At 70.5% G+C, this 26,102-nt stretch carries 22 protein-coding genes and 1 other RNA gene; 6 read left to right on the top strand and 17 right to left on the bottom strand.

The genetic code is table 11. From position 1 onward, the window contains the following. Nucleotide 1 precedes the first annotated feature (1 nt). From H566_RS0105100 to rnpB, 7 genes are all read right to left on the bottom strand, one after another. The gene (locus H566_RS0105100) at nt 2-1,501 is read right to left on the bottom strand and encodes a UDP-N-acetylmuramoyl-tripeptide--D-alanyl-D-alanine ligase (RefSeq protein WP_028310590.1); all 1,500 of its coding nucleotides are present in this window, start codon (nt 1,499-1,501) and stop codon (nt 2-4) included. Next, on the bottom strand, nt 1,495-3,120 hold the full coding sequence (locus tag H566_RS23025) for a UDP-N-acetylmuramoyl-L-alanyl-D-glutamate--2,6-diaminopimelate ligase (RefSeq protein ID WP_084544764.1): 1,626 nt from the start codon (nt 3,118-3,120) through the stop codon (nt 1,495-1,497). Before H566_RS23025 ends, H566_RS0105100 begins: the two co-directional genes overlap by 7 nt. Continuing rightward, entirely contained in the window at nt 3,120-4,871 is a 1,752-nt protein-coding gene (locus H566_RS0105110; protein ID WP_034410503.1) for a peptidoglycan D,D-transpeptidase FtsI family protein, read from the bottom strand. The genes H566_RS23025 and H566_RS0105110 overlap by 1 nt, the downstream gene beginning before the upstream one ends. Next, nucleotides 4,871-5,149 (bottom strand): cell division protein FtsL, encoded by a 279-nt coding sequence (ftsL, locus tag H566_RS0105115; RefSeq protein WP_028310592.1) that lies wholly within the window; start codon nt 5,147-5,149, stop codon nt 4,871-4,873. The genes H566_RS0105110 and ftsL overlap by 1 nt, the downstream gene beginning before the upstream one ends. Next, nucleotides 5,146-6,189 carry a 16S rRNA (cytosine(1402)-N(4))-methyltransferase RsmH gene (gene rsmH / locus H566_RS23030; protein WP_084544765.1) on the bottom strand — a complete coding sequence of 348 codons (1,044 nt, stop codon included), beginning with the start codon at nt 6,187-6,189 and terminating at the stop codon, nt 5,146-5,148. The genes ftsL and rsmH overlap by 4 nt, the downstream gene beginning before the upstream one ends. Before the next feature lie 3 nt (nt 6,190-6,192). Continuing rightward, on the bottom strand, nt 6,193-6,621 hold the full coding sequence (gene mraZ, locus H566_RS0105125; protein ID WP_028310593.1) for a division/cell wall cluster transcriptional repressor MraZ: 429 nt from the start codon (nt 6,619-6,621) through the stop codon (nt 6,193-6,195). A gap of 437 nt (nt 6,622-7,058) precedes the next feature. Next, an RNA gene (gene rnpB / locus H566_RS27280) (RNase P RNA component class A) lies at nt 7,059-7,367 on the bottom strand. 124 nt (nt 7,368-7,491) lie between these two features. On the opposite strand from rnpB, the gene H566_RS27235 reads away from it, so the two are divergent. Together H566_RS27235 and H566_RS0105135 are read left to right on the top strand one after the other, a co-directional pair. Next, nucleotides 7,492-9,672 (top strand): protein kinase domain-containing protein, encoded by a 2,181-nt coding sequence (locus tag H566_RS27235; RefSeq protein WP_028310594.1) that lies wholly within the window; start codon nt 7,492-7,494, stop codon nt 9,670-9,672. Between the two features lie 8 nt (nt 9,673-9,680). After that, on the top strand, nt 9,681-10,484 hold the full coding sequence (locus tag H566_RS0105135; RefSeq protein ID WP_084544766.1) for a response regulator: 804 nt from the start codon (nt 9,681-9,683) through the stop codon (nt 10,482-10,484). Between the two features lie 73 nt (nt 10,485-10,557). Here the strand turns inward: H566_RS0105135 and H566_RS0105140 are convergent, their stop codons facing one another. Further along, nucleotides 10,558-11,592 (bottom strand): 5'-nucleotidase, encoded by a 1,035-nt coding sequence (locus tag H566_RS0105140; protein WP_034410504.1) that lies wholly within the window; start codon nt 11,590-11,592, stop codon nt 10,558-10,560. Between the two features lie 131 nt (nt 11,593-11,723). On the opposite strand from H566_RS0105140, the gene H566_RS0105145 reads away from it, so the two are divergent. Continuing rightward, on the top strand, nt 11,724-13,679 hold the full coding sequence (locus H566_RS0105145) for a PAS domain-containing protein (RefSeq protein ID WP_028310597.1): 1,956 nt from the start codon (nt 11,724-11,726) through the stop codon (nt 13,677-13,679). A 151-nt stretch (nt 13,680-13,830) separates the two neighbouring features. Here H566_RS0105145 and H566_RS0105150 read toward each other — a convergent pair whose 3' ends face one another. From H566_RS0105150 to H566_RS23045, 7 genes are all read right to left on the bottom strand, one after another. After that, nucleotides 13,831-14,016: a CsbD family protein gene (locus tag H566_RS0105150; protein WP_028310598.1), complete on the bottom strand. Its 186-nt coding sequence runs from the start codon at nt 14,014-14,016 to the stop codon at nt 13,831-13,833. A 38-nt stretch (nt 14,017-14,054) separates the two neighbouring features. After that, a complete protein-coding gene (locus H566_RS0105155) occupies nt 14,055-14,390 on the bottom strand; it encodes a BON domain-containing protein (RefSeq protein ID WP_084544767.1) in 336 nt (111 codons plus the stop codon). Between the two features lie 317 nt (nt 14,391-14,707). After that, the gene (gene epsI, locus H566_RS0105160; RefSeq protein ID WP_084544768.1) at nt 14,708-15,445 is read right to left on the bottom strand and encodes an exosortase-associated protein EpsI, B-type; all 738 of its coding nucleotides are present in this window, start codon (nt 15,443-15,445) and stop codon (nt 14,708-14,710) included. Further along, complete coding sequence (xrtB, locus tag H566_RS0105165; RefSeq protein WP_028310601.1) at nt 15,442-16,302, bottom strand: exosortase B; 861 nt, start codon at nt 16,300-16,302, stop codon at nt 15,442-15,444. The genes epsI and xrtB overlap by 4 nt, the downstream gene beginning before the upstream one ends. Further along, complete coding sequence (locus tag H566_RS23040; RefSeq protein WP_051378064.1) at nt 16,299-17,405, bottom strand: EpsD family peptidyl-prolyl cis-trans isomerase; 1,107 nt, start codon at nt 17,403-17,405, stop codon at nt 16,299-16,301. Before H566_RS23040 ends, xrtB begins: the two co-directional genes overlap by 4 nt. A 28-nt stretch (nt 17,406-17,433) precedes the next feature. Next, entirely contained in the window at nt 17,434-18,897 is a 1,464-nt protein-coding gene (gene mgtE, locus H566_RS0105175) for a magnesium transporter (protein ID WP_028310602.1), read from the bottom strand. A gap of 359 nt (nt 18,898-19,256) precedes the next feature. Then, nucleotides 19,257-19,757, bottom strand: a complete 501-nt coding sequence (locus H566_RS23045; protein ID WP_084544835.1) for a cytidine deaminase — start codon at nt 19,755-19,757, stop codon at nt 19,257-19,259. 236 nt (nt 19,758-19,993) lie between these two features. Here H566_RS23045 and H566_RS0105185 point away from each other — a divergent pair, with 236 nt between their 5' ends. The 3 genes from H566_RS0105185 to H566_RS0105195 all read left to right on the top strand — a co-directional run bounded on the left by H566_RS0105185 (nt 19,994) and on the right by H566_RS0105195 (nt 23,950). Then, nucleotides 19,994-21,079 (top strand): transglutaminase domain-containing protein, encoded by a 1,086-nt coding sequence (locus H566_RS0105185; RefSeq protein ID WP_028310603.1) that lies wholly within the window; start codon nt 19,994-19,996, stop codon nt 21,077-21,079. Nucleotides 21,080-21,117: 38 nt separating this feature from the next. Further along, nucleotides 21,118-22,953 (top strand): bifunctional metallophosphatase/5'-nucleotidase, encoded by a 1,836-nt coding sequence (locus tag H566_RS0105190; protein WP_034410507.1) that lies wholly within the window; start codon nt 21,118-21,120, stop codon nt 22,951-22,953. A gap of 91 nt (nt 22,954-23,044) precedes the next feature. Beyond that, nucleotides 23,045-23,950 carry a LysR family transcriptional regulator gene (locus H566_RS0105195; RefSeq protein WP_028310605.1) on the top strand — a complete coding sequence of 302 codons (906 nt, stop codon included), beginning with the start codon at nt 23,045-23,047 and terminating at the stop codon, nt 23,948-23,950. Between the two features lie 81 nt (nt 23,951-24,031). Here the strand turns inward: H566_RS0105195 and H566_RS0105200 are convergent, their stop codons facing one another. Together H566_RS0105200 and H566_RS23050 are read right to left on the bottom strand one after the other, a co-directional pair. Further along, entirely contained in the window at nt 24,032-24,436 is a 405-nt protein-coding gene (locus tag H566_RS0105200) for a YqhG/Tai3 family protein (RefSeq protein WP_034410509.1), read from the bottom strand. A gap of 109 nt (nt 24,437-24,545) precedes the next feature. Then, nucleotides 24,546-26,069, bottom strand: coding sequence for a SpoVR family protein (locus tag H566_RS23050; protein WP_084544772.1), 1,524 nt, complete (start codon nt 26,067-26,069; stop codon nt 24,546-24,548). Between the last annotated feature and the right edge of the window lie 33 nt (nt 26,070-26,102).

Raw genomic sequence — 26,102 nt, forward strand, 5'->3', positions numbered from 1 at the left:
GTCAGTGCGCCCCCGTCGCGGCCTCGCCGCAGAGCGCGGCGACGACCCGTTCCATGCGCATGAAGCGCGAGCCCTTCACGAGGATGCTGCCGCCGCTGCCGGCCGCGAATGCCGCCGCCTGGGCGGCCTGCTCGGCCGATTCGGCCGGCGGCTGCGGATGGCGCGGCGCGGGCGTGCCCGGATTGGCGAAGGCGGCGAGCGCCTCGCGCGCGAGTTCGCCCATCGTCACGAGCGTGTCGATGCCGCGCTCGCGGGCGGCGGCGCCGACCTCGGCGTGGAACTGCGGGCCGTTGTCGCCGACCTCGCCCATGTCGCCGAGCACGAGCACGCGCGGCGCGGGCAGCGCGGCGAGCACGTCGATGGCGGCGAGCACGGAGTCGGGATTGGCGTTGTAGGTGTCGTCGAGCACGCGGGCGCCGGTGGCGGGCGCGAGCGCCGCGACCTTGGCCTGGAGCCGGCCCTTGACGGGGCGGAATGCCGACAGGCCGGCGCGGATCGCCTCGGCGCCGACGCCGGCGGCGGCCGCGCTGGCGGCGGCGGCGACGGCGTTGAGCGCGTTGTGGCGGCCGAACAGGTGCAGGTCGATGCCCGCGACCTCGACCGCGCCCGTGAGCGACAGCGACCAGCCGGTGGCGGTCGGCGTCGCGTGGCCGATCACATCGGCAGCGGCGGAAGCGGCAGCGGCGGCGGACGCGCCGGCCCCGGCGCCGTCGGCGCGCCCGGCGCTTTCGGCACCGGCGCCATCCGCGCCCGGCACGAAGCCGTCATCCAGCGCGAAGCTGCGGCAGGCGCGCGGCCCGGCGAGGTCGCGCCACAGCGCGTCGAACTCCGTGCCGGCCGGGAAGACGGCCACGCCGTCCGCCGGCAGCGCCGCGAAGACCGAGCCGTTTTCCTGCGCGACCGCGGCCACGCTCTGCATGAATTCCTGATGCTCGCGCTGGGCGTTGTTGACCAGCGCGACGGTGGGCTGCGCGATGCGCGCGAGCTGGGCGATCTCGCCCGGGTGGTTCATTCCCATCTCGATGACGGCCAGCTGATGACCGGAGTGCAGCCGCAACGTCGTGAGCGGCGTGCCGATGTCGTTGTTGAGATTGCCGGCGGTCGCGAGACGCGCGGTTTCGCCGACAGCCGCGGCGAGGATGGCCGCGAGCATTTCCTTGACGGTGGTCTTGCCGTTGCTGCCCGTCACGCCGATGACCGGCAGCGCGAAGCGCCGACGCCAGCCTTCGGCCAGCAGGCCGAGCGCGACGCGCGTGTCGGGCACGACCAGCGCATTGCCCGAAAAGCCCTCGGGCAGGGACTCGGCCAGCACCGCGACGGCGCCGGCCTGCGCGGCCCCGGCGATGAAGCCGTGACCGTCGAAGCGCTCGCCGCGCAGCGCGACGAACAGGTCGCCGGCGCGCAGGTCGCGCGAATCGCTCGACACGCGGTCGAACACGACCGTCCCGTCGCCGACGACGGAACAGCCCAGGATGGCGGCGGCGGCGCGCAGGCTCAGCATGCGGCCTCCCCGCCTTCGACAGCCTTGCCGGCCGCGTCGGTCGGCCCGATTGCCGCAGCCCCGGCCGCCGCCGAGACCACACCCCTGCCGGCGCGACGCGCGAGCGCGGCGGCGACATGGTCGGGGTCGTAAAAAGGGTGCTTCACACCCGCGATGTCCTGATAGCGCTCATGCCCCTTGCCGGCCACGAGCAGCACGTCGCGGTCGGCCAGCATCGCCACCGCGTCGGCGATGGCGCGCGCGCGGTCGGGCTCGACGCGCACGCGCCGGCCTTCGGGCACGCCGGCCGCCATCTCGGCCAGGATGGCCTCGGGCGCCTCGGAGCGCGGGTTGTCGCTCGTGAGCCAGGCGTCGTCGGCGGATTCGGCGCCGATCGCGGCCATGACCGGACGCTTGCGCCGGTCGCGGTCGCCGCCGCAGCCGAACAGCGCCACGAGCCGGCCGCCGCGCACCTGCGCGATCGGCCGCAGCGCGACCAGCGCCTGCTCCAGCGCGTCGGGCGTGTGGGCGTAATCGACCACCACCAGCGGTTCGCCGCGACCGTCGGCGTCGAGCGCGCCGCCCTGCATCTGCATGCGGCCCGGCGCGGGCGTGACGGCGCGCATCGCCGCGAGCACGTCGGCCACGGGATAGCCCGCCGCCAGCAGCGCGCCGGTGCAGCCGAGCCAGTTGTGGATGTTGTAGAGGCCGGGCACGCCGATCTCGACCGCATGCGTCTCGCCCTGCCAGCGCAACGTGAAGCCCATGCCCGCCGGCCGCGCGACGATGCCGTGCGCGAACAGCTCGGCCGAGGCGTCGGTGCAGGAGGTGCGCAGCAGCTTCACGGCCACGGCGTCGGCGCGTTCGCGCACCACGCGCGCGAAGCGCTCGCCGGCCGGATCGTCGAGATTGATGACCGCCGCGCGCAGCCCCGGCCAGCGGAACAGCGCGTGCTTGGCCGCCTCGTAGGCCGCGAACGTGCCGTGGTAGTCGAGATGGTCGTGCGTGAGGTTGGTGAACACGGCCACGTCGATGCGCAGGCCGTCGAGCCGGTGCTGTTCCAGGCCGATGGACGTGGCCTCGATGGCCAGTGCGTCGGCGCCGGCGGCGCGCAGGTCGGCCAGCCGCGTCTGCAACTGCACCGCGTCGGGCGTGGTGAAACCGGTCGCCTGCACCTCGGCCGAGTCGGCCGACACGAGGCCGACTCCGAGCGTGCCGACCATCGCCGCGCGCCGGCCCAGTCTTGCAAGCGCTTGCGCGAGCCAGAGCGCGCTCGTCGTCTTGCCGTTGGTGCCGGTGATCGCGAGCGTCTGCATGCGCGCGTTGGGATGGCCGTAGAACTGCGCCGCGAGTTCGCCGCTGTGACGGCGCAGCTCCGGCACGGCGATGAAGGGCAGCCCGGCCGGCGGCGTCTCGGCGCCGCGCGATTCGATGATGGCGCCGGCCGCGCCGGCGGCCTGTGCAGCGGGCAGGAAGCGGCGGCCGTCGGCATGGTCGCCGGGGAAGGCGACGAAGATGTCGCCCGGCCGGATCTGCCGGCTGTCGCTGACGAGCCGGCCCTGAGCACCCGCATGCGCGAGCGCCCAGCGGGCGGCGGTGGCGAGCGCCGAATCGAGCGCGGCGGGATCGAAGATCACCATCACATGCTCTCCTCGACCGCAGGCGCCGGCGCGATGACGCTGGCCTTGAACGGCGCGTCGGGCGCGACGTTGAGCAGGCGCAGCGCCGTGCCCGCGATCTGCGAGAACGCGGGCGCGGCCACGTCGCCGCCGTAGTAGGTGCCGCTCGACGGCTCGTCGACCATCACCGCGATGATCACGCGCGGGTTCGACACCGGCGCGAGGCCGACGTAGGACGAGATGTACTTGCCCGCCGCGTAGCCGCGCCCTTCCTGCTTGCGCGCCGTGCCGGTCTTGCCGCCGACGCGGTAGCCCACGACCTGGGCCTTGGGCGCCGTGCCGCCGGGGCCGGAGGCCATCTCCAGCATCTCGCGCATCTGGCGCGCGACCTCGGGCGAGACGATGCGCTGGCCCACGGCCGGCTTCTCGGTGCGCAGCATGGTGATCGGGATGATGTCGCCCTCGCGCGCGAACACCGTGTAGGCGCGCGCCATCTGGAGCAGCGACACCGAGATGCCGTGCCCGTAGGCCATGGTGGCCTGCTCGATCGGCTTCCAGGTGTTCCACGGCCGCACGCGGCCGGCGCTCGCGCCCGGGAAGGGAATCTTGGGCGCCTGACCGAAGCCGACCGAGCTGAAGAACTCGTACATCTCCTTCGGCGGGATGGGCATCGCGATCTTGACGGTGCCGACGTTGCTCGACTTCTGGATGATCTCGCGCACCGTCAGCACGCCGTGGGCATGGCTGTCGCCGACGGTCTTGCCGTCGATGGTGATGTGGCCGGGCGCGGTGTTGTAGGGAGTGTCGGGCGTGACGCGCTTCGTGTTGAGCGCGAGCGCGACGGTGAACGGCTTCATGATCGAGCCGGGTTCGTACTGGTCGGTGATCACGCGGTTGCGCAGTTGTTCGCCGCGCAGGCGTGCGCGGTCGTTGGGGTCGTAGGTGGGGATGTTGGCCAGCGCGAGCACCTCGCCGGTGCGCACGTCGAGGACGACGGCCGCGCCCGCCTTGGCGCGGAACTGCTCCACGGTGGCCTTGAGCGTGGCGAACACCACGCTCTGGATCTTGGTGTCGATCGACAGCGCGAGCGTCTCGCCGTCGTAGGCGGTGCGCTCCAGCTCGCCTTCATCGACGACGCTGCCGAACAGGTCCTTGATGACGCGGCGCTTGCCGGTGCGGCCCGTGAGCTGGTCGTTGAACGCGCGCTCGATGCCTTCCTGCCCGACTTCCTCGATGTCGGAAAAGCCGACCACGTGGGCCAGCGTCTCGCCTTCGGGGTAGTAGCGCTTGAACTCGGTGCGCTCGTGCACGCCGGGGATGGCGAGCGCCGCCACCTTGGCCGCGAGCTCATCGCCGACCTGGCGTTTGAGGTAGGTGAACTTGTTGCGCTTGCCGTCGTCTTCCGCGAGACGCGCGCGCAGGGCGGAGGCCGGCATCGCGAGCAGGCCGGCGAGCTGGTCGAGCTTCGGGTTGTCGAGCGGCACGTCGTCGGCCCAGACCGCCTTCACTGGCAGCGACGACGCGACCACGCTGCCGTTGCGGTCGGTGATCTTGCCGCGCATGGCCGGCAGGATGACGGTGCGCTCGTAACGCTGGGCGCCCTGCTTCTGCAGGAAGGCAGTCGAGATGCCTTGCAGGTAGAGCGCGCGGCCGAACAGCGCCGCGAAGGCGAGCGTCATGATCAGCAGCAGCAGGCGCGAGCGGCCGGCCGGCAGCCGCACCGCCAGCACCGGACTCGACGCGAAACCGACTCCCTTGGCACCCGCGCGCATCACTTGGCCCCTCCGCCCAGTTCGCCCGGCGACAGGAACTGCGTGCGCTCGGGCGTGACGGTGCGCATGCCGAACTGGCGCGCGCTCGCGTCGATCAGGCTGTGCTTGCCGTAGGTGGTCTGGTCGAGCTGGAGCTGCGACCACTCCAGGTTGAGCGCGCGTTCCTCGTTCTGCAGCCGATAGGTCTCGCCCATCGCGCGGCGCATGCGCTGCTGCGCGGTAATCATCGAGAAGGCGCTCGCCATGACGGCGACGATGAGGATGACGCGGAGGATCATGCGCGCCCCTTCGTCCGGCCACCGCGCGCGAGCGCCACGGCGCGTTCGCCCGCCATGTCGTCCGCGCCCGCCGCGCCGCCGATGCGCGGCTTGCCGCCGACCGGCGCCGCCGTGCGCGTCGCCATGCGCAGCACCGCCGAGCGCGAGCGCGGATTGCGCGCCACTTCCTCGTCCGACGGGAACACGCGCTCCACCTCGGCCAGCGCCGGCTGCGGCAGCTGGTCCTCGCGCAACGGCAGACGCGCGTACTCATCGGACACGCGCGAATGCGCCTGCAGGAAGCGCTTGACGATGCGGTCTTCGAGCGAGTGGAAGGAGATGACGGACAGCCGCCCTCCCTCGGCCAGCACGCCGAGTGCCGCGTCGAGCGTCACCTCAAGATCCTCAAGCTCGCGGTTGATGTGAATCCGTAGAGCCTGGAAGGTGCGCGTGGCCGGATCCTGGCCTTTTTCGCGCGTGCGGACTGCGCCAGCCACGACCTGCGCGAGGTCGAGGGTACGGTCGAAAGGCCGGCTCGCGCGGCGAGCCACAAGCGCCTTTGCAACCGGAAGAGCAAACCGTTCTTCCCCATGGTCGCGGATCACCCGTGCGAGTTCGGCCACGTCGGCCGTGTTGACGAAGTCGGCCGCCGATTCCCCGCGCGTCGGGTCCATGCGCATGTCGAGCGGACCGTCGTGACGGAAGCTGAAGCCGCGCTCGGCCTCGTCGATCTGCGGCGAACTGATGCCGAGGTCGAGCAGCACGCCATCCACGCGCTCGATGCCGCGTTCGGCCAGCGCACCGGCCAGCGTCGCGAAGCTGCCGTGGACGATTGCGAAGCGCGGGTCGTCGATGGATGCGGCGACGGCGATGGCGGCCGGGTCCTTGTCGAAGGCGAGCAGCCTGCCCTGCGGCCCAAGTTGCGCGAGCAGGGCACGGCTGTGCCCGCCCCGACCGAAGGTGCCATCGACATAGACGCCATCGGCGCGGATGCGCAGGGCTGCAAGGGATTCTTCGAGCAGCACGCTGACGTGCTGCCCGGTGACGGGACGATCGGCCATGAGTCAGAAGGAAAAGTCACCAATCGACTCAGGAATGCCCGCCGCGACGGTCGCCTCCTCGGCGGCGTCATGGCTGGCCCGATCCCACAGTTCGAAGTACTGGCCCATGCCGAGCAGGATCACCTCGCGCTCGAGCTTGGCGAACTGTCGGTGCTCGGGACTGACCAAGGCTCGCCCGGCGCCATCGAGCTCAACTTCCTGAGCATTGCCAAGCAGCAGGCGCTGGAAACCGCGCGCAGAGGCCGGAAACGCCGCGATCTCGACCCGCTTCGCTTCCCAGGTAGGACGCGGATAGATGAGCAGGCAGCGGTCGGGCGAGCGCGTGATCGTGATCTGGCCGCCGCCAAGCGCATTGAGGGCGTCGCGATACCGGGATGGCACGGAAAGCCTTCCTTTCGCATCGAGGGTCAACGCCGAATTGCCTTGGAACACGCCTGCCGCCTGGAGTCGAATCGACCGGGAGAGCCCCTGTGTCGAGGCCGCGCAAGCTATATGGGGAAGCGCGACTTAGGCCCGATTTAGGCCGATTCGTTCCACAAAAGCTCACTTTTTTGCACTTTTTCCCACTCTACCGACGGGCTGTAACCGGGTCAAGGCGAGGTCAGGGGAATTACCCAATCGGAACAAGCACTTAGCCTTTCAGCCCCAAGTCGCGCGACGGCAAAAAACCCCATGGAATTAGAGCCTTGCGGTCGCTTTTGAATGCGCAGGATCAAAACCGCCTTTCCGCCAGGCGGCAGCACTCGTGGAAATCGGAATCTAAAAGCGGATGGAGGGAGCCGATCGGGCACAGGCCGCCGGACAGCCGAAAACGTGTCGATCGTGGGAAAGGGTGGGACGCCGCCGCTGTCCCGACCGCAGAAGAAGAAGTGCGAAGCGGATCTGTAAGCCGGATTCTGTGACGGCGGGTTGCCCCGCCCTGACAGCCATTCCTCTAGGCGACGTGTCGCCACGCCGCTCAAGCCACCTACCCGCGGCCTCGCCGGGCAAGGTCATCGACCGCCTATTTGGTGTTGCTCCGCGTAGAGATTGCCCGTTTCACCCGAACTGAATCGGCTCGTCTCTGTTGCTCTGATCCGCGCCTTGCGGCGGACAGGTGTTACCTGCTACGCAGCCCTGCGGAGTCCGGACTTTCCTCCCGGCCGGCAAGCCGGCCCGGCGGCTGTCCGATCCGCTTCGCGGCGGGAAGTGTACCCGTCATGCCCCGAAGTCAGCGCCAACCAAATTTAGGCGCCCGAAGCAGGGAGAATTCGCACAGTGCGTGTTGCAGAATATGTCCTCTGCTGAACTTGCCGCTCGGCCATGGCAACGCCCCCCTCCGACATTCTCCTGATCGACAGCGACAGCGAGCGCCTGGCGCGGATGCGTCTCGATCTCGAATCGGCGGACTACCGGGTGCGCACCGCAGGCGACGGGCTTCAGGGTCTTGCAGCCATCATGATGCGTGCGCCGATGCTCATCGTCGCCGGACTGGTCATGCCCAAGATGGACGGCATCGGTCTGGTACGCGCGGTGCGCTCGAACGAACGCATGCGCCATCTGCCGATCGTGCTGGTGGGCGAACGCAGCGACAGCGATCTTGCCGCCCGTGCGCGCGCCGCTGGCGCCAACATCGTGCTGGCGCGCCCGATGCCGCGCGAGGTGCTGCTGCTGGCGCTGGCCGAGGAATTGCGCGATCACAGCAAGCTCGCGGCGACCACGCTTACCGGTCTTACGCTGTCGGGCAACACCCAGGCGAGCCTCCCGGTCATCGAGCCGGAGCGTCTGCCCAACCCGATGACGCGCACCGATCCGCGCAGCCCCGCGCGCGACCTCCCGTCGCCGAAGCCCGGCCCGAAACTCGAACAGCACACCCTGCCGGCCAACTTCGCGCAGTTCATCGATCAGGCGCCGGAAACGCTCATCAACGAGTCGATCCTCAATCCCGACTTCGATCTGGCCGCGAGCCAGATGATCACCAAGCGCAACACCACCGGCACGGTGCTGTTCTCCGACATCCGAAACTTCACGTCGATGTCGGAGAAGCTCGAATCCGAGCAGGTGGTGGAACTGCTCAACGCCTATTTCGCGCGGGCCTGCGAGCCGATCCAGCGCCAGCACGGCTGGGTCGTGAAATTTCTCGGCGACGGACTGGTGGCGCTGTTCGAGTCGCCGCCCGATCAGATGCAGGATCACGCCGAGCGCGCGCTCAAGGCCGGCCTGCTCATGATCCTGGCCGCGACGCGCTTCCGCACCTGGATCTCCGACCGCCATCCGGGCAAGCAGCTGCCCGAGTTCTGCATCGGCGTCGGCATCCATACCGGCGACGTCACCGTGTGCAAGATGGGCAGCCACGACACGGTCGAGACCACGATCATCGGCGACACGGTCAACACCGCCGCGCGGCTCGAAGAAGCCACGAAGGAGCTGCAATGGAGCGTGGTTGCGAGCCAGCCCGCCTTCGACGGCGCTGGCCCGCGCCTGCGCGGCGGACGCCGCAGCCAGGTCAGCCTCAAGGGCCGGGTGCAGCCGGTGGACATCGTCGAGGTGGTCGGGCTCGACCCCAAGCAGCGCGCGAGCGAGCAGGAACGGCGCTTTTACGAAGCGGTATCGGCGGCGGTGCAGACCAACTCCGACATCATCCGGCGCTGGCCCTCCCGCCGCGCCACTGGCGCCAGCCCCGCGAGCGGCAACGGCAGCGGCGTCGGCCCCGATGGCCAGCCCGATATTCCGGGCTACCGGCTGCTGCGCAAGCTCGGCGAGGGCGGCATGTCGCTCGTCTATCTGGCCGAGCGCGAGAGCGATGCCGGCGAGGTCGTGCTCAAGCTGCTGCCCATCAACGACAAGACGCTCGGCGAGACGCTCCAGCGCTTCATCCAGGAGTACTCGACGATCTCGCAGGTCGATCATCCGAGCGTGGCGCGCATCTTCGAGCAGGGCTTCACCCAGCGCTTCGCCTACATCGCGATGGAGCATTTCCCGGGCGGCGACCTGCGCGGAATCATCAAGAGCGGCATGACCGCCGAGATGGCCCAGAGCACGCTCATCCGCATCGCCGGCGCGCTTGCGGCGATCCACAAGCTCGGCATCGTCCACCGCGACATGAAGCCCGACAACGTCATGCTGCGGCGCGACGGCTCGCTCGTGCTGGCCGATTTCGGCATCGCCAAGCACCTCGAAAACGCGCTCATGAAGACGCGTCACGGCGAGGTTTACGGCACGCCCTACTACATCTCGCCCGAGCAGGCGGTGGGCGGCGCGGTCGATACGCGCAGTGATCTCTACAGCCTCGGCGTGATGCTGTTCGAGATGCTCACCGGCAAGAAGCCCTATTACGCCGACAACGCCCAGGGTCTGCTGTACCAGCATGTGCATTCCCCGATACCCCGGTTGCCCGCGACGCTCGCACGCTTCCAGCCCCTGCTCGACCAGCTGATGGCCAAGAAGTCCGCCGAGCGCTTTTCGAGCGCGGCCCAGGTGATCGAGGCCGCCATGCAAATCTGACCCTGCCGATGCCCCCTCCCCAACAGGCTCCCGCGCGCGTCCTGCCCGGACAGGCGCTGCGCGTGCGCATCCTCGGCTTCAGCCCGACCGAGCGCATCGCGCTGGCAACCATCTTCGAATACTCCGATCAGCGGGTGCAGCGCTATCTGCTCGCGGCGCGTGGCGAGGCCTGCGAACTGCTGCTGGTCGACACCGACGACGCACGCGCCATGTCGGCCTACATGAGCGACCGCAACATGGCGCGGCTCGGCACGGTGCTGGTCGGCGACGGCCGTGTGCCGGGCGACCTGCCGCGCGTCGGCCGGCCTCTGGTGTGGAGCACGCTGTTCGCCGCGCTCGACGGCGTGGCGCGCCAGAGCATGTCGCTGCCGGCGATGCTGGCCAGCCTGCCGGCCTCACTGCGCGCGGCGCTGCCGCCGCTCGACGGACGGGTGGCGCGCGTGCTCGTGGCCGATGCCGACAGCGCCAACGCCGAGTTCATCCGCGCCGCCCTCAAGCCCTTTCGCGTCGATACCGGCATCGCCGCCGACGCGGGCCAGGCGCTCGACATGCTCGGCCTGACGCACTACCGCCTGCTGTTCTCGGCCGACGATCTGCCCGGCGGCGGACTGCGGCTGCTGCGGCGCGCGCGCAAGCTGAGCGCCGGCGACACCTCGGTCGCGCTCATGAGCCGCGACGATAACTTCGGCACCCGCGCCCGCGCGCTGCTGGCCGGCTGCGACACCCTGCTCATCAAGCCGATCGACCCGACCGAACTGGTCACGGCGCTCGGTCGCGCGCTCAGCCGCAACCGGCTCGCCCACGCAAACTGAGGCCGACGGACGCTCGCGCCCTCCCGCGAGCCGCGCAAGCACCGGCATCACCGTCGCGCCAGCCGCGCGCCCCTCACTCCGGCGCCGGCAGCCGGTTGGCGATACCCGCCACCACATGCCCCGTCGGCGCATGGGCAGCGGCCGAATCGCAATGCCGCGTCTGGTCGTCGAAGAAGAAATCCGGCTCGAACTCGCGCAGGAACGGCCCCTTGTCGAGCCCGCCGAGAAACATCGCCTCGTCCACGCCGACGTTCCAATCCATCAGCGTGCGGATCGCGCGCTCGTGCGCCGGCGCGCTGCGGGCGGTGACGAGCGCGGTGCGGATACGCATCGGCGGACCGTCGGCGCGGACGAGGTCGGCCCGGATGCCGCCGCCGTCGCCCGTCTCGCGCACTTCAAGCGCCGCGCCCGCGCTGCCGGCCGTGGAAGCCGATTGCAGCGCATGCAGCGCGCGCAGCAGCGGCGCGAACGGCCCGGGCGGCAGCGGCCGCGACACATGCTGGACCTCGTGCTCGATGAAGCGGTGCAGCCCGCCCGCCTTGTAGATCGCCTCGGCCTCGTCGCTGAACAGCACCGCGTCGCCATCGAAGGCGATGCGGATCTCGTCCGGATGCGAGGCCGCCGCCGCGCGCGATTGCGGATACACGCGCGCCGCCGGAAAGCCCGCGTCGAGCGCGTCGCGCACGTCGGCCTCGTTGGCCGACAGGAACAGATTGGCCGCGAGCGGCGCCAGATAGCGCCACGGCGAGCGCCCGCGCGTGAACACCGCCCGGTCGATCGCCAGCCCTGCCGCGCGCGCCGAGCGGAACACCCGCAAGCCCGACACCGGATCGTTGCGCGACAGGATCACCACCTCGACGCGTCGGTTCTTCTCGTCGCAGCCGCGGTTGAAGGCGAGCAGCTTGCGCACCAGCGGCGCGGCCACGCCGTCGCGGGCGGCGAGTTCGAGCCGGTCGAGCTGGAGCTGCATGTAGGCGCCATCGTCGGGATGGGCGTCGAACATGCGGTTCTCCTCCTCGAAATCGAACAGGGCGCGCGAACTGATGGCGACGACGAGACGCGACGAGGCATCGGGCAAGGGCGCGGCGAGGGTCGGAAGCTGGGTCATGGCGGACGCGGGAAATCGATGGAAAAGCTGCCTGCCGGCCCGAGCATAAGCGCGGGGCGGCGTGTAAAAAAACGCGGCATCCGGCGCGTTGCCCGCAGGCTAGGTCTTGCCATTGCCTCCCGTCGCCCACCATGCCGCCTCACACCCAACGCAAGCCTCCGGACGAGCCGGCCAACCCGCCGCCGCCGGCCGCTCTGGCGACGGTGTTCACCGCCCTGCCCTGGCCGGCGCTGCTGGCCGACAGCCAGGATTGCATCGTCGCCGCCAATCCGGCCTGCGCGACGCTCGCGGCCGCGCAGGGGCTGGTCGGCGCCCAGCTCGTCGGCCTCGCGGCCACGCCGGTGCTCGGCCGCGTCCTCAAGCGCGCGCTCGACCATGCTCGCGAACGCGGCGACATCAGCCTCGACGACTTCAGCCTGCGCGACGGCAGCGCCTTCGACCTGCGGCTGCGCGCCCTGCCCGGCCATCCCGGTCACTGCCTGCTGCTGCTGCTCGAACGCGCCCGGCTGCGCGAGCGCATCGACCAGCTCGAACACGAGAACCGCGAGCTGCGCGCCACCAACCTCGTCAACGCCAAGCTGGCCCAAGTGGCCGACCTCACCAACGGCGCCGTCATCATCAGCGACCGCCAGCGCCGCGTGATCTGGACCAACCGCGCCTTCGCGCGCATCACCGGCCATGACGGCGCGGTCGCCAGCGGCCAGCCGCAGGCGATGTTCATCAACGGGCCGGGCAGCGATCCGGCCACCCTTGCCGACATCGACATCACGCTCGCCGCCGGCCTGCCGATCGAGCATGTCGAACTGCTCGCGCACCGCCACGACGGCAGCACCTACTGGGCCTCGCTCAGCATCCAGCCCGTTACCGGCGGCGACGGCATGACCGAGCGCTTCATCACCGTGCTGCACGACATCGGCGAAGGCCGCGCCACTGCCGAGGCGCGCCACGCGATGCTCTACGCCGAGGCCGTCAGCCTCGCCAAGACCGACTTCCTCGCCCGTCTCGGCCACGAGATGCGCGCGCCGCTCAACGCCATCATCGGCACGGTCGAGCTGCTGCGGCATGACGCGAGCCTCGCGCTGCACGGCACGCCGCGCCAACTGGTGGGCGCGGTGGCGCAATCGGCGCGCCAGCTGCTCGGCATGGTCGACCAGGCGGTCGACTTGGCGCGCACCGAGCGCTCGACGCTGCGGCTGCGCTGGAGCGAGGTCGATTGCGTGCGCTGCGTGCGCGACGCGACCGACCTCATCGATCCCGAACTCACGCGCCGCGATGTCGAGCTGCGCATCCGCCAGTCGCTCGGTCCGGCCGTCATCGCCTGGGCCGACCGCGAGCGGCTGGAGGAAATCCTCATCCACCTGCTGTCGAACGCGGTGCGCGACTGCGCCGACGCCGGCGTGGTGGACGTGGGCTGCCGGGTCGATGCCGCGGCCGGCCATGCCGTCATCGACATCACCCATCCCGTGACCGAGAGCGCGCGCGAGCATGTCGGCAAGCTCATCGCCTCGCTGGCGCCGCGCCCCGACGCGATGCCGAGCGGCGATACGCCGCGCGAGCTGGGCCTGTCGATCGCGCAATGGCTGGCGGTGATGATGAACGGCCGCATCGACGCCCGCCGTGACGACGCCAGCCTGTGCCTGAGCCTGGCGCTGCCGCTGCCCCGGCCACTGGCCCGCGCGGGCGGCGAGCGCCGGCCCGCCGCCGATCCCGGCCCGCTCACCCTGCTCTGCCTCGATGACAACGTGCTCGACATCGCGCAGCTGGAAGCGATGCTGGAGGCCTATCCCTCGGTGCGGCTGCATGTGGCGAACCAGCGCGAGGAGGCCATCGAACTCACGCGCCTGCTCAAGCCCGACGTGGTGCTCGTGGCCGATCACTTGGCCGGACTGCGGCCGGCCGAGTTCGTCCGCGCGCTGGCCGCCGCACGGCCCGGGCCGGCGCCGCGCATCGCGCTCATCACGCCAACCGCACGCCAGGCCGAGGCGGCGTCCGCCAATGCGGCGAGCCGGCTGCTGGTCAAGCCGCTCACCGTGCGCCAGCTGCTGCAACTCCTCGAACGGCCGGCGGATCGCGGCACGGGCGGCTGACGGCGCCGACCGGCGCGAGGCGCGCCCGTCGGAGCGGCGCGCGAGGGCGATCGGCCACCATCCCAAACGCGGCGCGGCCCGCCCACGTCGATCGACGCAGGCGGGCCGCATGCGCCGCTTCACCGCGCGGCGCGGGCGTGACGCGATCCGCTCAATGACGGTCGATCGCGTCCTTCACCTTTTCCTTCGCGTCGCCGTAGCCGGCCTGCGTCTTGCCGGCGAGCTGGTCTGCCTTGCCCTCGGCACGCAGCCGGTCGTTGTCGGTCAGCTTGCCGACGCCTTCCTTGACCTTGCCCTTGGCCTCTTCGACACGGCCCTTCACCTGATCGCTGTTCATATACATCTCCTTGCTGGGGGGTTGAACTTCGAAGGGGATCAACGCGCGGCGGTCTTGAGCCGGACGTCGTTCTTGACGCCGACCACGCCCTTGACCTGGCGGGCCAGCATCACGGCCTGATCGATCTCGGCCTGGCTGTTGGCGAAGCCGCTCAACTGCACCGTGCCCTTGAAGGTCTCGACCGAGATGTCGGTGGCGTTCACGGTCTTGTCCTGGATGAAGGCGTTCTTGACCTTCGTGGTGATGACCGAATCGTCGATGTGCTCGCCGAAGCTTTCCGACGTGGGCGACGAAGCGCAGCCGGTCGCGAGTACCGCGCCCGTGCCGAGCATGGCGACGACGAGACCGCGAGCGATGAGTTTTGTGGCTGTCATTGGTGGCTCTCCCGAATCCGCTTGACGGGGATCGGGCCGCGCGCGGCGCCGATCACGGTGGCGGCCGGGATTCGTGTCTCGGCTGCGACCGCGAGGCCAATGTATCGACGGGGGTGGAGGCGCCCTGTCGTCCGCGCGGCGGTGGCACGGTCAGGGTCGAGCGGGCGAGTTTGTAGGACTGGGCGGGCCGATAGCCGATAACCGGATGCCGCGTGCCGGCCCGCCCGCGCCACCGCCGGCCCCGCGCCGGCAACCGCCGACGGGCGGCCGGCCGCACCCCGGCGCCGGCCCAGGCGACGATGGCCGACGCCGCGCCCTCAGAGCCCCGCGAGCCGCGCGCGCTGCTCGGGCGGCAGCGCGCCGATCAGGTCGATCACGAAGCGCTGCTGCACCTCGAAGGCATGGGCGCTGTCGTTGTCGATGGTCGAGACGCGGAACAGCAGCCCGTCGGGAATCACGCCGCGCAGGCCGTAGCCCATCTCGGCCAGCTTCTTGTCGATGCCGCCGCGCACCACCTTGTCGCCCACCGTCGTCCAGTAGGTGACGGGCTCGGCGCGCCGGCCGCGCAGCAGGGTTTCGAGCCGGCGCACGGCGATGCGGCCGACGGGCGTGTCGAGCATGCCGTCGCGTCCGCTCAGCAGGTCGAAGCCCTGGGCCGGGTAGCAGACCTCGGGGTAGTGCATCTGGAGGCCGTCGCGCTGGTCGTTGCCGTAGGCGATCGTGAGCATCACGCGGTCGCCGCGCGCGTTGACGTAGGTGCGCGACAGCACCTCGGCGTAGATCTGGTCGAGCGCGAACTTGCCGGGCGGATTCACCACCTGGGCCGGCGCCGGCGCGAGCCGCCAGTCGCCGAATGCCGTCGGCACCGCCGATTCGAGCCGGGGCGGGCCGATCAGGTCGGCGCGCCTGACCGTGGGCGTGAGCAGCGCCGTGCCGACGGCCGCCGCGACCATCAGCGCGCAGGCCGCGAGCGCGCGCCGCAGCGGCGGCCGCCAGGGCGCGGGCGCGCCGGCCGGCGCCGCCGTTGACGCGTGCCGCTCGAACCGCGCGCTCATCGCGCCTCCTTCGCAGGCAGCAGGCGACGCAGCAGACCGTCGGCCGCGATGATCAGCGCCAGCGCGCACAGGAACAGCACGATGCCCGCGAAGCCGTGCAGAAAACCCTGCCCCGCCGCGTCGCCCAGGTGATAGGTGATGAGCGCCAGCACCGCCACCCGCACCACATTGGCGACGAAGCCGATCGGAAACACCAGCAGCGCCAGGATCACGCCACGCGCCAGACGCGGATGCCGCACCTGGTCCAGATACAGCAGCCCGAGCGATTCGAGCGAGAACAGCGTCTGCAAGCCCGCGCAGGCGTCAGCCACGAGCAGGTCGTACTGGCCGATGGAGATGATCACGCCCGAGCGCGCGATCGGATAACCGAGCGGCTGGAGCAGCCCGACCACCGAGGCCGACACCGCCGCCTTCATCGGCTGCGTGAGCGCGGCCACCACCGCGGCCGGTAGCGGAATCATGAACAGCAGGAACACGAGCGGGAACGCGAAGTGCGGCAGCGCGCGCGCGCCGCGCAGCAGGGCGATCGAGGCCGCCACCATCACGATGAGCGAGCCCAGCTCGAACATCAGCACGCCCTGAGAACGCCCGAGCGCGTACATCAGCAGCCCGAGCGCGAGCAGCGACCAGCCCGTCACGCCGCGCCGACCGGTGGTGGGCGGCAGCGTCTGCCAGCGCTGCCAGATCAGCCAGCCGCTCACCGCCAGCACCAGCGGTCCCTGGCTCTGCTCGCTGCTCTGCCAGAGCGTGCGCGACAGGTCGAGCAGGCTGGGCGCATAGAGCGCCACCAGTCCGACCACGAACAGCAGCAGCGTGGCGGACGGCAGCGACTTGGGGGCGGACAGAGGGGCGTTCATGGCCGCGGGCCGGGCTGGGCCGCTGGGGGCATGGTGCCCGGCGCGGGGGGCATGGCGGGCATCGCGCCCGTCGGCGCGAGTGGTGCGGCAGGCATGCCGGCGCCCGTGCCGCCAGGCGCGGCGCCGAGGCCACCGGCCGCGCCGCCCGCCTCGCCCGGCGTGGCGCCGAAGCCGGTCGGCATTTCGCTCGCGCCCCCGAGGCTCGGCGTCGCGGCGCCGCCCGGTGCCGCGCCGGGCGCGCCGTCCACGCCCGGCGGACGCCGGCCCATGTCGGCGAACTCGCCCATGAATTCGATCTTCGCGCCGTCGCGCAGCGCGCGGACTTCCTGCTGCTCGACCCGCGCCACGCGCTCGCGCAGTAGCAGCTGTTCGATCGCCGGCCGTGCCAGGTCGAGCGACACCGGCGCCGGCGTGGCGCCCGTCAGCCTCAGCACCACGAGCGCGCGCGGGTTGGAGAACACCTGGCTCTCGCCGGCCGGCATGTCCTTCAGCCGGTTGAGCATCGCGGCCGGCAGCTGCTCGGCCGGGCGCTTCGCGCTGCGCAGCGCGAAGGGCGTGCCGCGCGCGGACAGCCAGTCGGCGATCGCGCCGGCCGCCGGCTTGCGCGCCACGAAGGCATCGAGCGCCTCGCCCAGACCGGGCGCCGGCTCGATGGTGAACTCGTCCAGCGCATAGATGCGCCGGTCGCGGAACACCGCCGGGTTCTTGTCGTAGAAGGCGCTGACCTCGGCGTCGTCGGGCTTGTGCTCGAGCGCGCGGCGCTGTTCGAGATAGGCGCTGGCGAGGATCTGGCGCTTCGCCGCCTCGACGGCGCGCAGCACGCGCGGGTCGTCGTCGAGCTTGGCCTTCCTGGCGCGCTGCACCAGCAGTTCCTGGGTCACGAGGCCGTCGAGCACGCGGCGCGCGGCGACGCCGGTCTGGTCGGGCGGGATGCGGCCGGCCTGGGCCGCGAGCACGTCGTTGATCTGGTGGACCGAGATCTCGCTGTCGTTGACGCGCGCGGCGGTCTGCGTGGGCGCCTTGTCGGCGGAGCTGCCACCGCAGCCGGCGAGCAGGCCGGCCAGCGCGACAGCGATCAGGGTCGGACGAACGATTCGGCGCATGCCGTTCCTCGTGATGCCCCGGAGGGCATCAGCTGAAGAACAGCGTGGCCAGCCCCAGGAAGATGAAAAAGCCGCCCGAATCGGTCGTGAAGGTGAGCAGCACCGACGAGCCCATCGCCGGATCGCGTCCGAGCTTCTTGAGCAGCATCGGCACCGCCATGCCCACGGCCGCGCCCACCAGCATGTTGAGCACCATCGCCATGAACATCACGGTGCCGAGCTTGAGCACGTAGGGCGCGCTGAAATACAGCAGCACCGCGAAGGTGGCGGCCACCGTGCCCCAAACCACGCCGTTGGCGAGCGCCACGGCCAGCTCCTTGAGCATGAGCCGGCGCACGTTGGCGGGGGTGATCTGGCCGAGCGCGATCGAGCGGATGAGCAGCGTCATGGTCTGGTTGCCCGAGTTGCCGGCGATGCCGGCCACGATGGGCATGAGGGCGGCCAGCGCCACGATGCGCTCGATCGTGCCCTCGAAGGCGCCGATCACGCGGCTCGCGAAGAAGGCGGTACCCATGTTGATTCCCAGCCATAGCCAGCGATTCTTCGCAGACTCCCAGACCGACGAGAACATGTCCTCCTCCTCGCGCAGACCGGCGGCGGAAAGCACCTGCTCCTCGGTTTCCTCACGGATGACGTCGACAATCTCGGCCACGGTCAGCCGGCCGATCAGGCGGCCGCGCCGGTCGATGACGGGCGCCGACACGAAGTCATAGCGCTCGAAGGCCTGGGCGGCATCGCTGGCGTCGTCCTCGGCGTGCAGGGTGAAGATCTCCGTCTGCATCAGGTCGGCCACCGTGGCGTCGGGGTCGTTGACGAGCAGGGTGTTGAGCGAGAGCGCGCCCTTGAGGTGGTCGTCGCGGTCGATGACGAACACCTGGTCGGTGTGGTCGGGCAGTTCGTCGAACAGGCGCAGGTAGCGCAGCACCGTCTCCAGCGTCACGTCGTCGCGGATGGTGACCATCTCGAACACCATGCGCGCGCCGACCGAGCCTTCCTCGAAGCTGAGCGCGGCGCGGAAGTCCTCGCGCTCCTCGGTGGTGAGGCTTTGCGTGACCTCGTCGATGACGGCCTGGGGCAGCAGCGGCGCCAGGTCGGCGAGCTGGTCGGCGTCGAGCGCGGCGGCGATCTGCACCAGCCGTTCGTGCGACAGCGCCTCGACCAGCGATTCGCACACGGCCTCGCTGGCTTCGAGCAGCACCTCGCCGAGGGTTTCGGCATCGGCCTCGGGCGCGACCAAGCCCCAGACCTCGGCGCGGTCGTCGGGCGGCAGGGCTTCGAGCACGTAGGCGATGTCGGCCGGGTGCAGGTCGTCGATGACGGCGCGCAGCTCGGCCTCGTGCTGCTTGTGGGTGAGACGCGAGACGAGTTCGTGGCGCGCGTCGTCCTCGGCGAAATGCTGGCGCTCGGTGATCTGCTGGACGATGTGCTGGCGGTGCAGCAGGCGCTGGACCTGGGCCAGCGCGCGCTGGGCGACATCGGGGTCGCGCGGCATGGGTTCGTGGGCCGGCTCCTCGGGTTCGGTGGCGGCTTCGGAGGCTGGCCTGGCGGCATCGGGCACGGCGGCACCGGCGGGCGGCGCCGCGACGGTCTCGGCGGAGTCGGCGACGGGCCGGGCCGATACGGCGGCATCGGCCGTGCCGGGCGGCGCGGCGGCTTCGGGCAGGGACGGACGGTCTTGTTCTTCTGGCATCGCGGTCGCTTCCTGTCTCGGTCTCGGCGGAGGGGCGGTCGATGCTAGCGCAGGCGACGTGACGGGCGCCCGCGCTTGCGGGCCGACTCGGCATGGATGTGCGGTTACGGGCGGCATCGCCACCCACAGGTGGCATCACCACCGCGGGCGTGGCAATCGACTCAGTCGCGCCGCGCGGCGGGAGCGTCGGCGCCCGCGCCCGTCGCGGCATCGCCCGGCGCGCCGCGCGCCCCGGCCGCGCCGAGCGCCGCCGGATCGAAAGCGCCGGGCAGCAGCGCGCCGGCCGTCGTCACCGCCACCGCGCCGTCGAGGTTGGCGAGCAGCACTTCCAGCCCGGGCCCGCCCAGCTCGTGCATCACCTGGCGACAGGCGCCGCAGGGCGCGATCGGCCCCGGCGTCGCGCCGATCACCGCCAGCCGGATGAAGTCGCCAGCCCGCGCGCCGGCCGCGATCGCGTTGAAGAAGGCGCCGCGCTCGGCGCAGTTGCACAGGCCGTAGGACGCGTTCTCCACATTGCAGCCGGCGTGCACCCGCCCGTCGGCGCCGAGCAGCGCCGCGCCGACGCGAAAGCGCGAGTACGGCGCATGGGCCCGTTCGCGCGCGGCGCGGGCGGCCTCGATGAGGGCAAGCTGGTCGGGGCGGAACTGGGAGGCGGCTGTCATGGGCTCCATCTTCCGCCATCGGCGCGCGCGGGCAGCGCGCATCGGCGCACACCGCGCGGCCGCCGCTCAAGCCGGCCGTCGGGCATGCCGTCAACCCGGCAGGCCGTCATCTCGCACATCGCCCCTACAACGGGTATGACGGAAATGCCCCCATCAATCTCGGGTGAAAGCCGGGCGCGCTACACCGCCGGGCATCGGGCCGCCACCATCGGCCCGCCATGACGAGGAGCCGGTCCATGCAGCGCCCCCTTGCACTTGCCGCACTCGCGCGTGTCGCGCGGCACCTGGCCGCGGTTCCGCCCGCCGCCCGTCTGCGCCGCGCCGCCGGCGTCACCCTGCTGTTCTGCGCCACCGTCGCGCGCGCCGGCGACTGGACGGCCATCGACAGTCACGCCCTCGCCGCCGCCCCGGCCGACGAGCGCGACGTGTCCAGCCTCGCGCGCTACCTCGGCCGGGCCGCGCGCAGCGATGCCGAACGGCTGCGCGCCGCCTACCGCTGGGTCAGCGACCGCATCACCTACGACGCCATCGCCTACCGCGACCGCCAGGCCGAGTTCGTCGAGGCCGACCAGGTGCTCGCGAGCCGCAAGGCCGTGTGCGGCGGCTTCGTCAAGCTCTACACCGAGCTGGCGCGCGAGCTGGGCGTGCGCACCCGCGTCATCCGCGGCTATGCCAAGGAACCGGGCCACGAGCCGGGACGCGAGATCCCCGCGCCCAACCACTCGTGGATCGCGGTGCAGATCGACGGGCAATGGCGCTTCATCGATCCGACCTGGGGCGCCGGCACCGCCGATGCCGACGGCCATGCCGACAAGCAGTTCTCCGAATTCGAGTTCCTGGCCGAGCCCGACGCCTTCGCCTTCACCCACTACCCGTCGCGCGAGGACGACTTCCTCTACAGCCAGCGCTTCAGCAAGCAGCAGTTCGAGCGCCTGAGCGCGCCGGTCGAGCGGCTGGTGGAGTTCGGCGTGGCGCCGGGCCTGCTGCTGGGGCGGGCGGTGACGCCCGGCTTCGACGGCTTTGCCGAAGCCTTCGACGTGCCGGCCGGCCTGGTACGCGACCTGCACGTGCCGCTCGATGGCCGGCTCGCGGCGGGGCCGGAGCACGACTTCGAACTCAACGCCCCCGAGGCCGACGATGTCGCCCTCATCGACGGCGACCGCTGGCTGCACTTCGAGCGCGAGGGCGCGCACTTCCGGCTGCGCTCGGCGGTGGGCGCCGGGCGCGACGTGCAGCTGGCGCTGCATCTGCCGGGGCGGCCGGCCTATCTCACCTTCATGCGCTACGGCGTCACCACGCCGGCCGGTCTGGCGGCGCGCTGAGCATCGGCGCTTCATCGGGCGGGCTTACCATCCGTCGGATGAAAACGCCTCATCTCCTCGCGCTTGCCCTCGCCGCGGGCGTCCTGACCGGCGGCGGCCCGGCCCTTGCCGCCACCGCGCCCTCACCCGCCTCCGCTTCCGTCGCCGCCGCCAGTGGCGCGACGGCCAAGACCAGTCCCAACGCGCCGATCCCTCTGCGACTCGTCGCGGTCAACGACTTCCACGGCAACCTCGAAGCCGGCCGACTCACGCTGACCGTGCGCGAGCCGCAGGCGCGCGACAAGCCGCTCAAGCTCAACGCAGGCGGGGCGCCGGCGCTGGCCGGCATGGTCACGCAGCTGCGCGTGGGCGCGCCGCACACCATCTTCTTCTCGGCCGGCGACCTGGTGGGCGCGGCGCCGCTGGTCTCGACGCTGTACCGGCACGAGCCGACCGTCGAGGTGATGAACAAGCTCGGGCTCGATTTCAACGTGCTCGGCAACCATGAATTCGACGCCGGCCGCGTCGAGTTGCAACGCCTGATGCGCGGCGGCTGCGGCGGCAACGAGCCGCATTCGGCGAGCGAAAGCTGCGCCCTGCACCACTACGAAGGCTCGAAGTTCGCGTGGCTGTCGGCCAACGTGAAGCGCGCCGACGGCGCCACGCTGGTGCCGGCCGACGTGGTGCGCACCGTGGGCGGCGTGAAGGTCGGCTTCATCGGCGCGACCACCCGCGACACGCCGGGCATGGTGATGCGCTCGGGCATCGCCGGCCTGAGCTTCGACGACGAAGCCGACGCCATCAACGCCCGCGTCGCGGCGCTGCGCCGGCGCGGCGTCGAGGCCATCGTGGCGGTGCTGCACGAAGGCGGCGAACTCGCGCGCGACAACGACCTGCCCGGCGACTGGAACGATCCCGGCTGCCCCGGCGCGAGCGGGCGCATCTTCGAACTGGCCAAGCGCATCGCGCCCCAGGTCGATGCGATCTTCTCGGCCCACACCCATCAGGGCTATGCCTGCGTGATGGACGGCCGCCCCATCGTGCAGGCCACGTCCTACGGACGCGGGCTGGCGGTGGTGGACCTCGCCATCGACCCGCGCTCGCGCGACGTGATCCGCGAGCGCACGCGCGCCGTCAACCTGCCGGTCGTCAACGGCCAGACCGACATGGACGCGCGCCGCCGCCTCGCCGCCGCGCTGCCGCCCGAACTCGGCCATGTGCTCGTCAGCGCGCGCGACGACAAGAACGTCGCCGCCCTCGTCGAGCGCTATGCCCGACTGGCCGCGCCGCGCGCCAACCGCGAACTCGGCAAGCTCGACGGCGCCTTCACCCGCGCCGGCGCCGACAAGGGCGATTCGACCGCCGGCCGCCTCATCGCCGATGCCCAGCTTGCCGCCACGCGCGAGCACGCGGGCGCCCAGCTCGCGTTCATGAACAGCGGCGGCGTGCGCGCCGACCTCGACTGCGGCCGCCCCGGCTGCGGCCTCACCTTCGGTCAGGCCTTCGTCGCCCAACCCTTCGGCAACACGCTGGTCACCCTCACGCTCACCGGCGCCGAGCTGAAGGAGCTGCTCGAAAGCCAGCAGCGCCCCGGCGACGCGCTGCCGCGCTTCCTCCAGCCCTCGTCCAACCTCAGCTACACCTGGCGCCAGCAGGCGCCGCACGGCGAACACGTCGACGAACTGCGCCTGGACGGCAAGCCGATCGCGGCCGACGCGAAGCTGCGCATCACGGTCAACAACTACCTCGCGGAGGGCGGCGACGGCCATGCGCTGCTGCGCGAAGGCCGCGACCGCGTGACCGGCCCGGGCGACCTCGACGCGCTGGCCGCCTTCCTGCGCGCGAAGTCGCCGCTCAAGCCCGACGACAAGACGCGCATCCGCTACGTACCTTGAAAGACCAGCCCCGGACTCGGGGCTTCCCTTCATGGCCGGCGTGGCGGCTGCGATTCAGAATCGCGTGGCCATGCACGACTTTCATTCACCCATGAATGGCAGCGCCGACGAGCTCGACTGGTCGCTGCTGCACTGCCTGCTCGCCATCGTCGAGGCCGGCTCGCTCACCGCCGCCGCCACACGGCTCGGCATCAGCCAGCCCACGCTCACGCGCTCGCTCGCGCGGCTGGAAGCCGCCGTCGGCGCCGAGCTGCTGGTGCGCAACGCGCGCGGCGTCACCACCACCGAAGCCGGCCAGATCGCGCTCGAAGGCGCGCGCCGCATGCAGGCCGCCGCGCAATCGCTCGCGCTCGATCTGCTCGGCACCGCCGACCGCCTCGCCGGCACCATCCGCCTCACCGCCAGCAAGCTCACCGCCACCTATCTGCTGCCGCGCCTGCTCGCGCCGCTGCTGCACACGCATCCGGAAATCGAGATCGAGATCGTCGCCAGCGACGCGATCGAGCAGATGGCCGAGGGCGAGGCCCATCTGGCGCTGCGCCATTCGCGGCCCACGCAGGCCGACCTCATCGCGCGCCATCTCGGCGCGCTGGAGGTGCGCGCCTTCGCCCATGCCCACTATCTCGCGCGCCACGAAGGCCGCATCGACCCGGCGCGCATGAACGAATACGACTGGATCGGCTACGAGCGCTCCGACCTGCTGATCCGCGGCTTTCGCGATGCCGGCATCGAGGTCACGCGCAACTTCTTCCGCTTCCGCTGCGACGACAGCGCCACCAACTGGCAGATGGCGCTCGCGGGCTTCGGCATCGCCTTCGCGCCCAGCGCCATCGCCGAACGCTTCGACGGCATGCTCCCCGCCCTGCCCGACAACTACACGACGCGCCTGCCGGTATGGATCGTCGGGCACCGCAGCACGCGCGGCAGCGCGCGCGTCAAGCTGCTGCGCGACACGCTCGCCCAGGGCCTCGCGCCGATGCTCGACGGGCGGGAGTAGGTCGCGCGCGCCTGGGCGCCGCGCGGCGGAGGCGCGCGTGGTGCCAAACCCCGTTGCCACGGGTGTCGTCGCGCCCCGTTACTACTGCTGCTGCGCGACGCGCAGGCCGAGGCCGCGCCTGAGCCACACCACCAAACTCGGCCGCAAGGCGGTGCGTACATCCGCCACCCGCCATTCGCCATTGGCGCCGCGCCGCATGTCGAGCGTGACGCTGGCCGGCTCGCCCGCATTCAGGAAATCGACCGTGACCGCGCCGCTCACGTCGCCGGGCGCCGGCGGCTTGCTGGAAAAGGCGACGCCACTCACCGCTGGCGCGCGGCAGTCACAGAACGGATCGAAATCGAGCATCTCGCCGCCGAGCGCGCGATCGGCGCGGATCAGCGCCAGCAGCTCGGGCGCGAACACCGCACCGGCATCGACGCCAAGCACGTCACGCGGCTGGTTGCGTGCATAGCCGAGATACAGATTGCGCACCGTGGCTGTCATGTGACGCGCATCGGATACCGCTTCCACCCCTGCCGGATGCGCGATCAACAGCGCCACCGCGCCCGCCGCCGCCAGATACCGCTGCAAATGCACCAATCCCCACCTCGATTCAAGCCGTCGCCGCCAATCCGCGCGGCGAACGCGTAAGCAGTCCGACTCGTGCCTCGGACCCCGGATCGCGCGATTCTATTCGCACCGGAAATCCCCAGAGATTGGCCAGATATTCGAGCGTCTTGCCGGCGCTTTCATCATCGAGCGGGCGCTGATTCTGGCGCGTGTGCGTGAGTGTGAGCGAACGATCGGTCAAGCGGTTGTATTGCGTGACCTGGATGTCGGGCACGCGATTCTCTCGTGCGTATTGATCGGCCAGCAGGCTGCGCACTCGCCGATAACCGTCCTCGTTGTGAATCGAATCGACCCGGTAGACGCTCTTGTTCACGCTGTCTTCCACCGCGAAGAAGCGGAATTCGCGGATCACATTGGGCGACAGGAATTGCCGGATGAAGGATTCATCCTTGAAATTGCGCATCGCGAAGTCCGTCACCTTGATCCAGTCCTTGGTGCCGGCAAATTCCGGAAACCAGCGCTTGTCCTCTTCCGTGGGCTCGAGGCAGATGCGCTGGATGTCGCGGTAAATCGCAAATCCGAGCGCATACGGATTGATCGGGTACATCTTCTGGCCTTCGGGATCCTGGCGCTGGAACACCACATTGGTGTGCGAATGCAGGAACTCCATCATGTAGGCATCGTTGATGAGCCCCTTTTCATGCATCCGGTTCAGCACGTTGTAATGCGTGAAAGTGGCATAGCCTTCATTCAGCACCTGGGTCTGCGTCTGCGGATAGAAATACTGGGCCATCTTTCGCACGATGCGCACCACTTCCCGCTGCCAGGTCGCCAGCTTCGGTGCGTTCTTCTCGATGAAATAGAGAAGATTCTCTTCGGGCTCGGGAGGATAGCGATCGTGCTTGGCCTCGATTTCGGCCGCATGCTTGAGCGTGGTGCGCGCCATCAGATCGTCATACATCAGGCGACGGGTTTCATCGGCTTCGTCCTGACGCCGGCGTTCGGCATCGGCCGAAAGCGGCGGCGGCCGCCGATAGCGATCCACCCCGTGATGCTGCAAGGCATGGGCGGCGTCCAGCACATCTTCCACCGCATCGATGCCGTAGCGCTCTTCGCATTTGCGGATGTAATCGCGCGCGAACACCAGGTAATCGAGAATGGCATCAGCCTGCGTCCATTGCCGGAACAGGTAATTACCCTTGAACACCGCGTTGTGCCCATAGCTTGCATGCGCGATCACGAGCGCCTGCATGAGCATGGTGTTCTCTTCCATCAGATAGGCGATGCAGGGATCGCTATTGATGACGATTTCGTAAGCCAAACCCTGACGGCCGGTCTTGTAGGCGCGCTCGTTTCGCACCAGTTCCTTGCCATAGGACCAGTGCGCGTAATGCACCGGCATGCCGGCCGAGGCATAGGCATCGAGCATCTGCTCCGACCCGATCACCTCGATCTGGTTGCGATAGACATCGAGCTTGAACTCGTTGATCGCGATGTCGGCAATCGCCCGGTCATATTCGGCGATGAGATCGAAAGTCCATTCGCTGCCGGTCGAGATATAGCCCATTGCCCGCTCCTGTTCCCTGCCGCAATTTCCCCA

This window comes from Derxia gummosa DSM 723 (genome assembly GCF_000482785.1).
Taxonomy (GTDB): Bacteria; Pseudomonadota; Gammaproteobacteria; order Burkholderiales; family Burkholderiaceae_E; genus Derxia; species Derxia gummosa.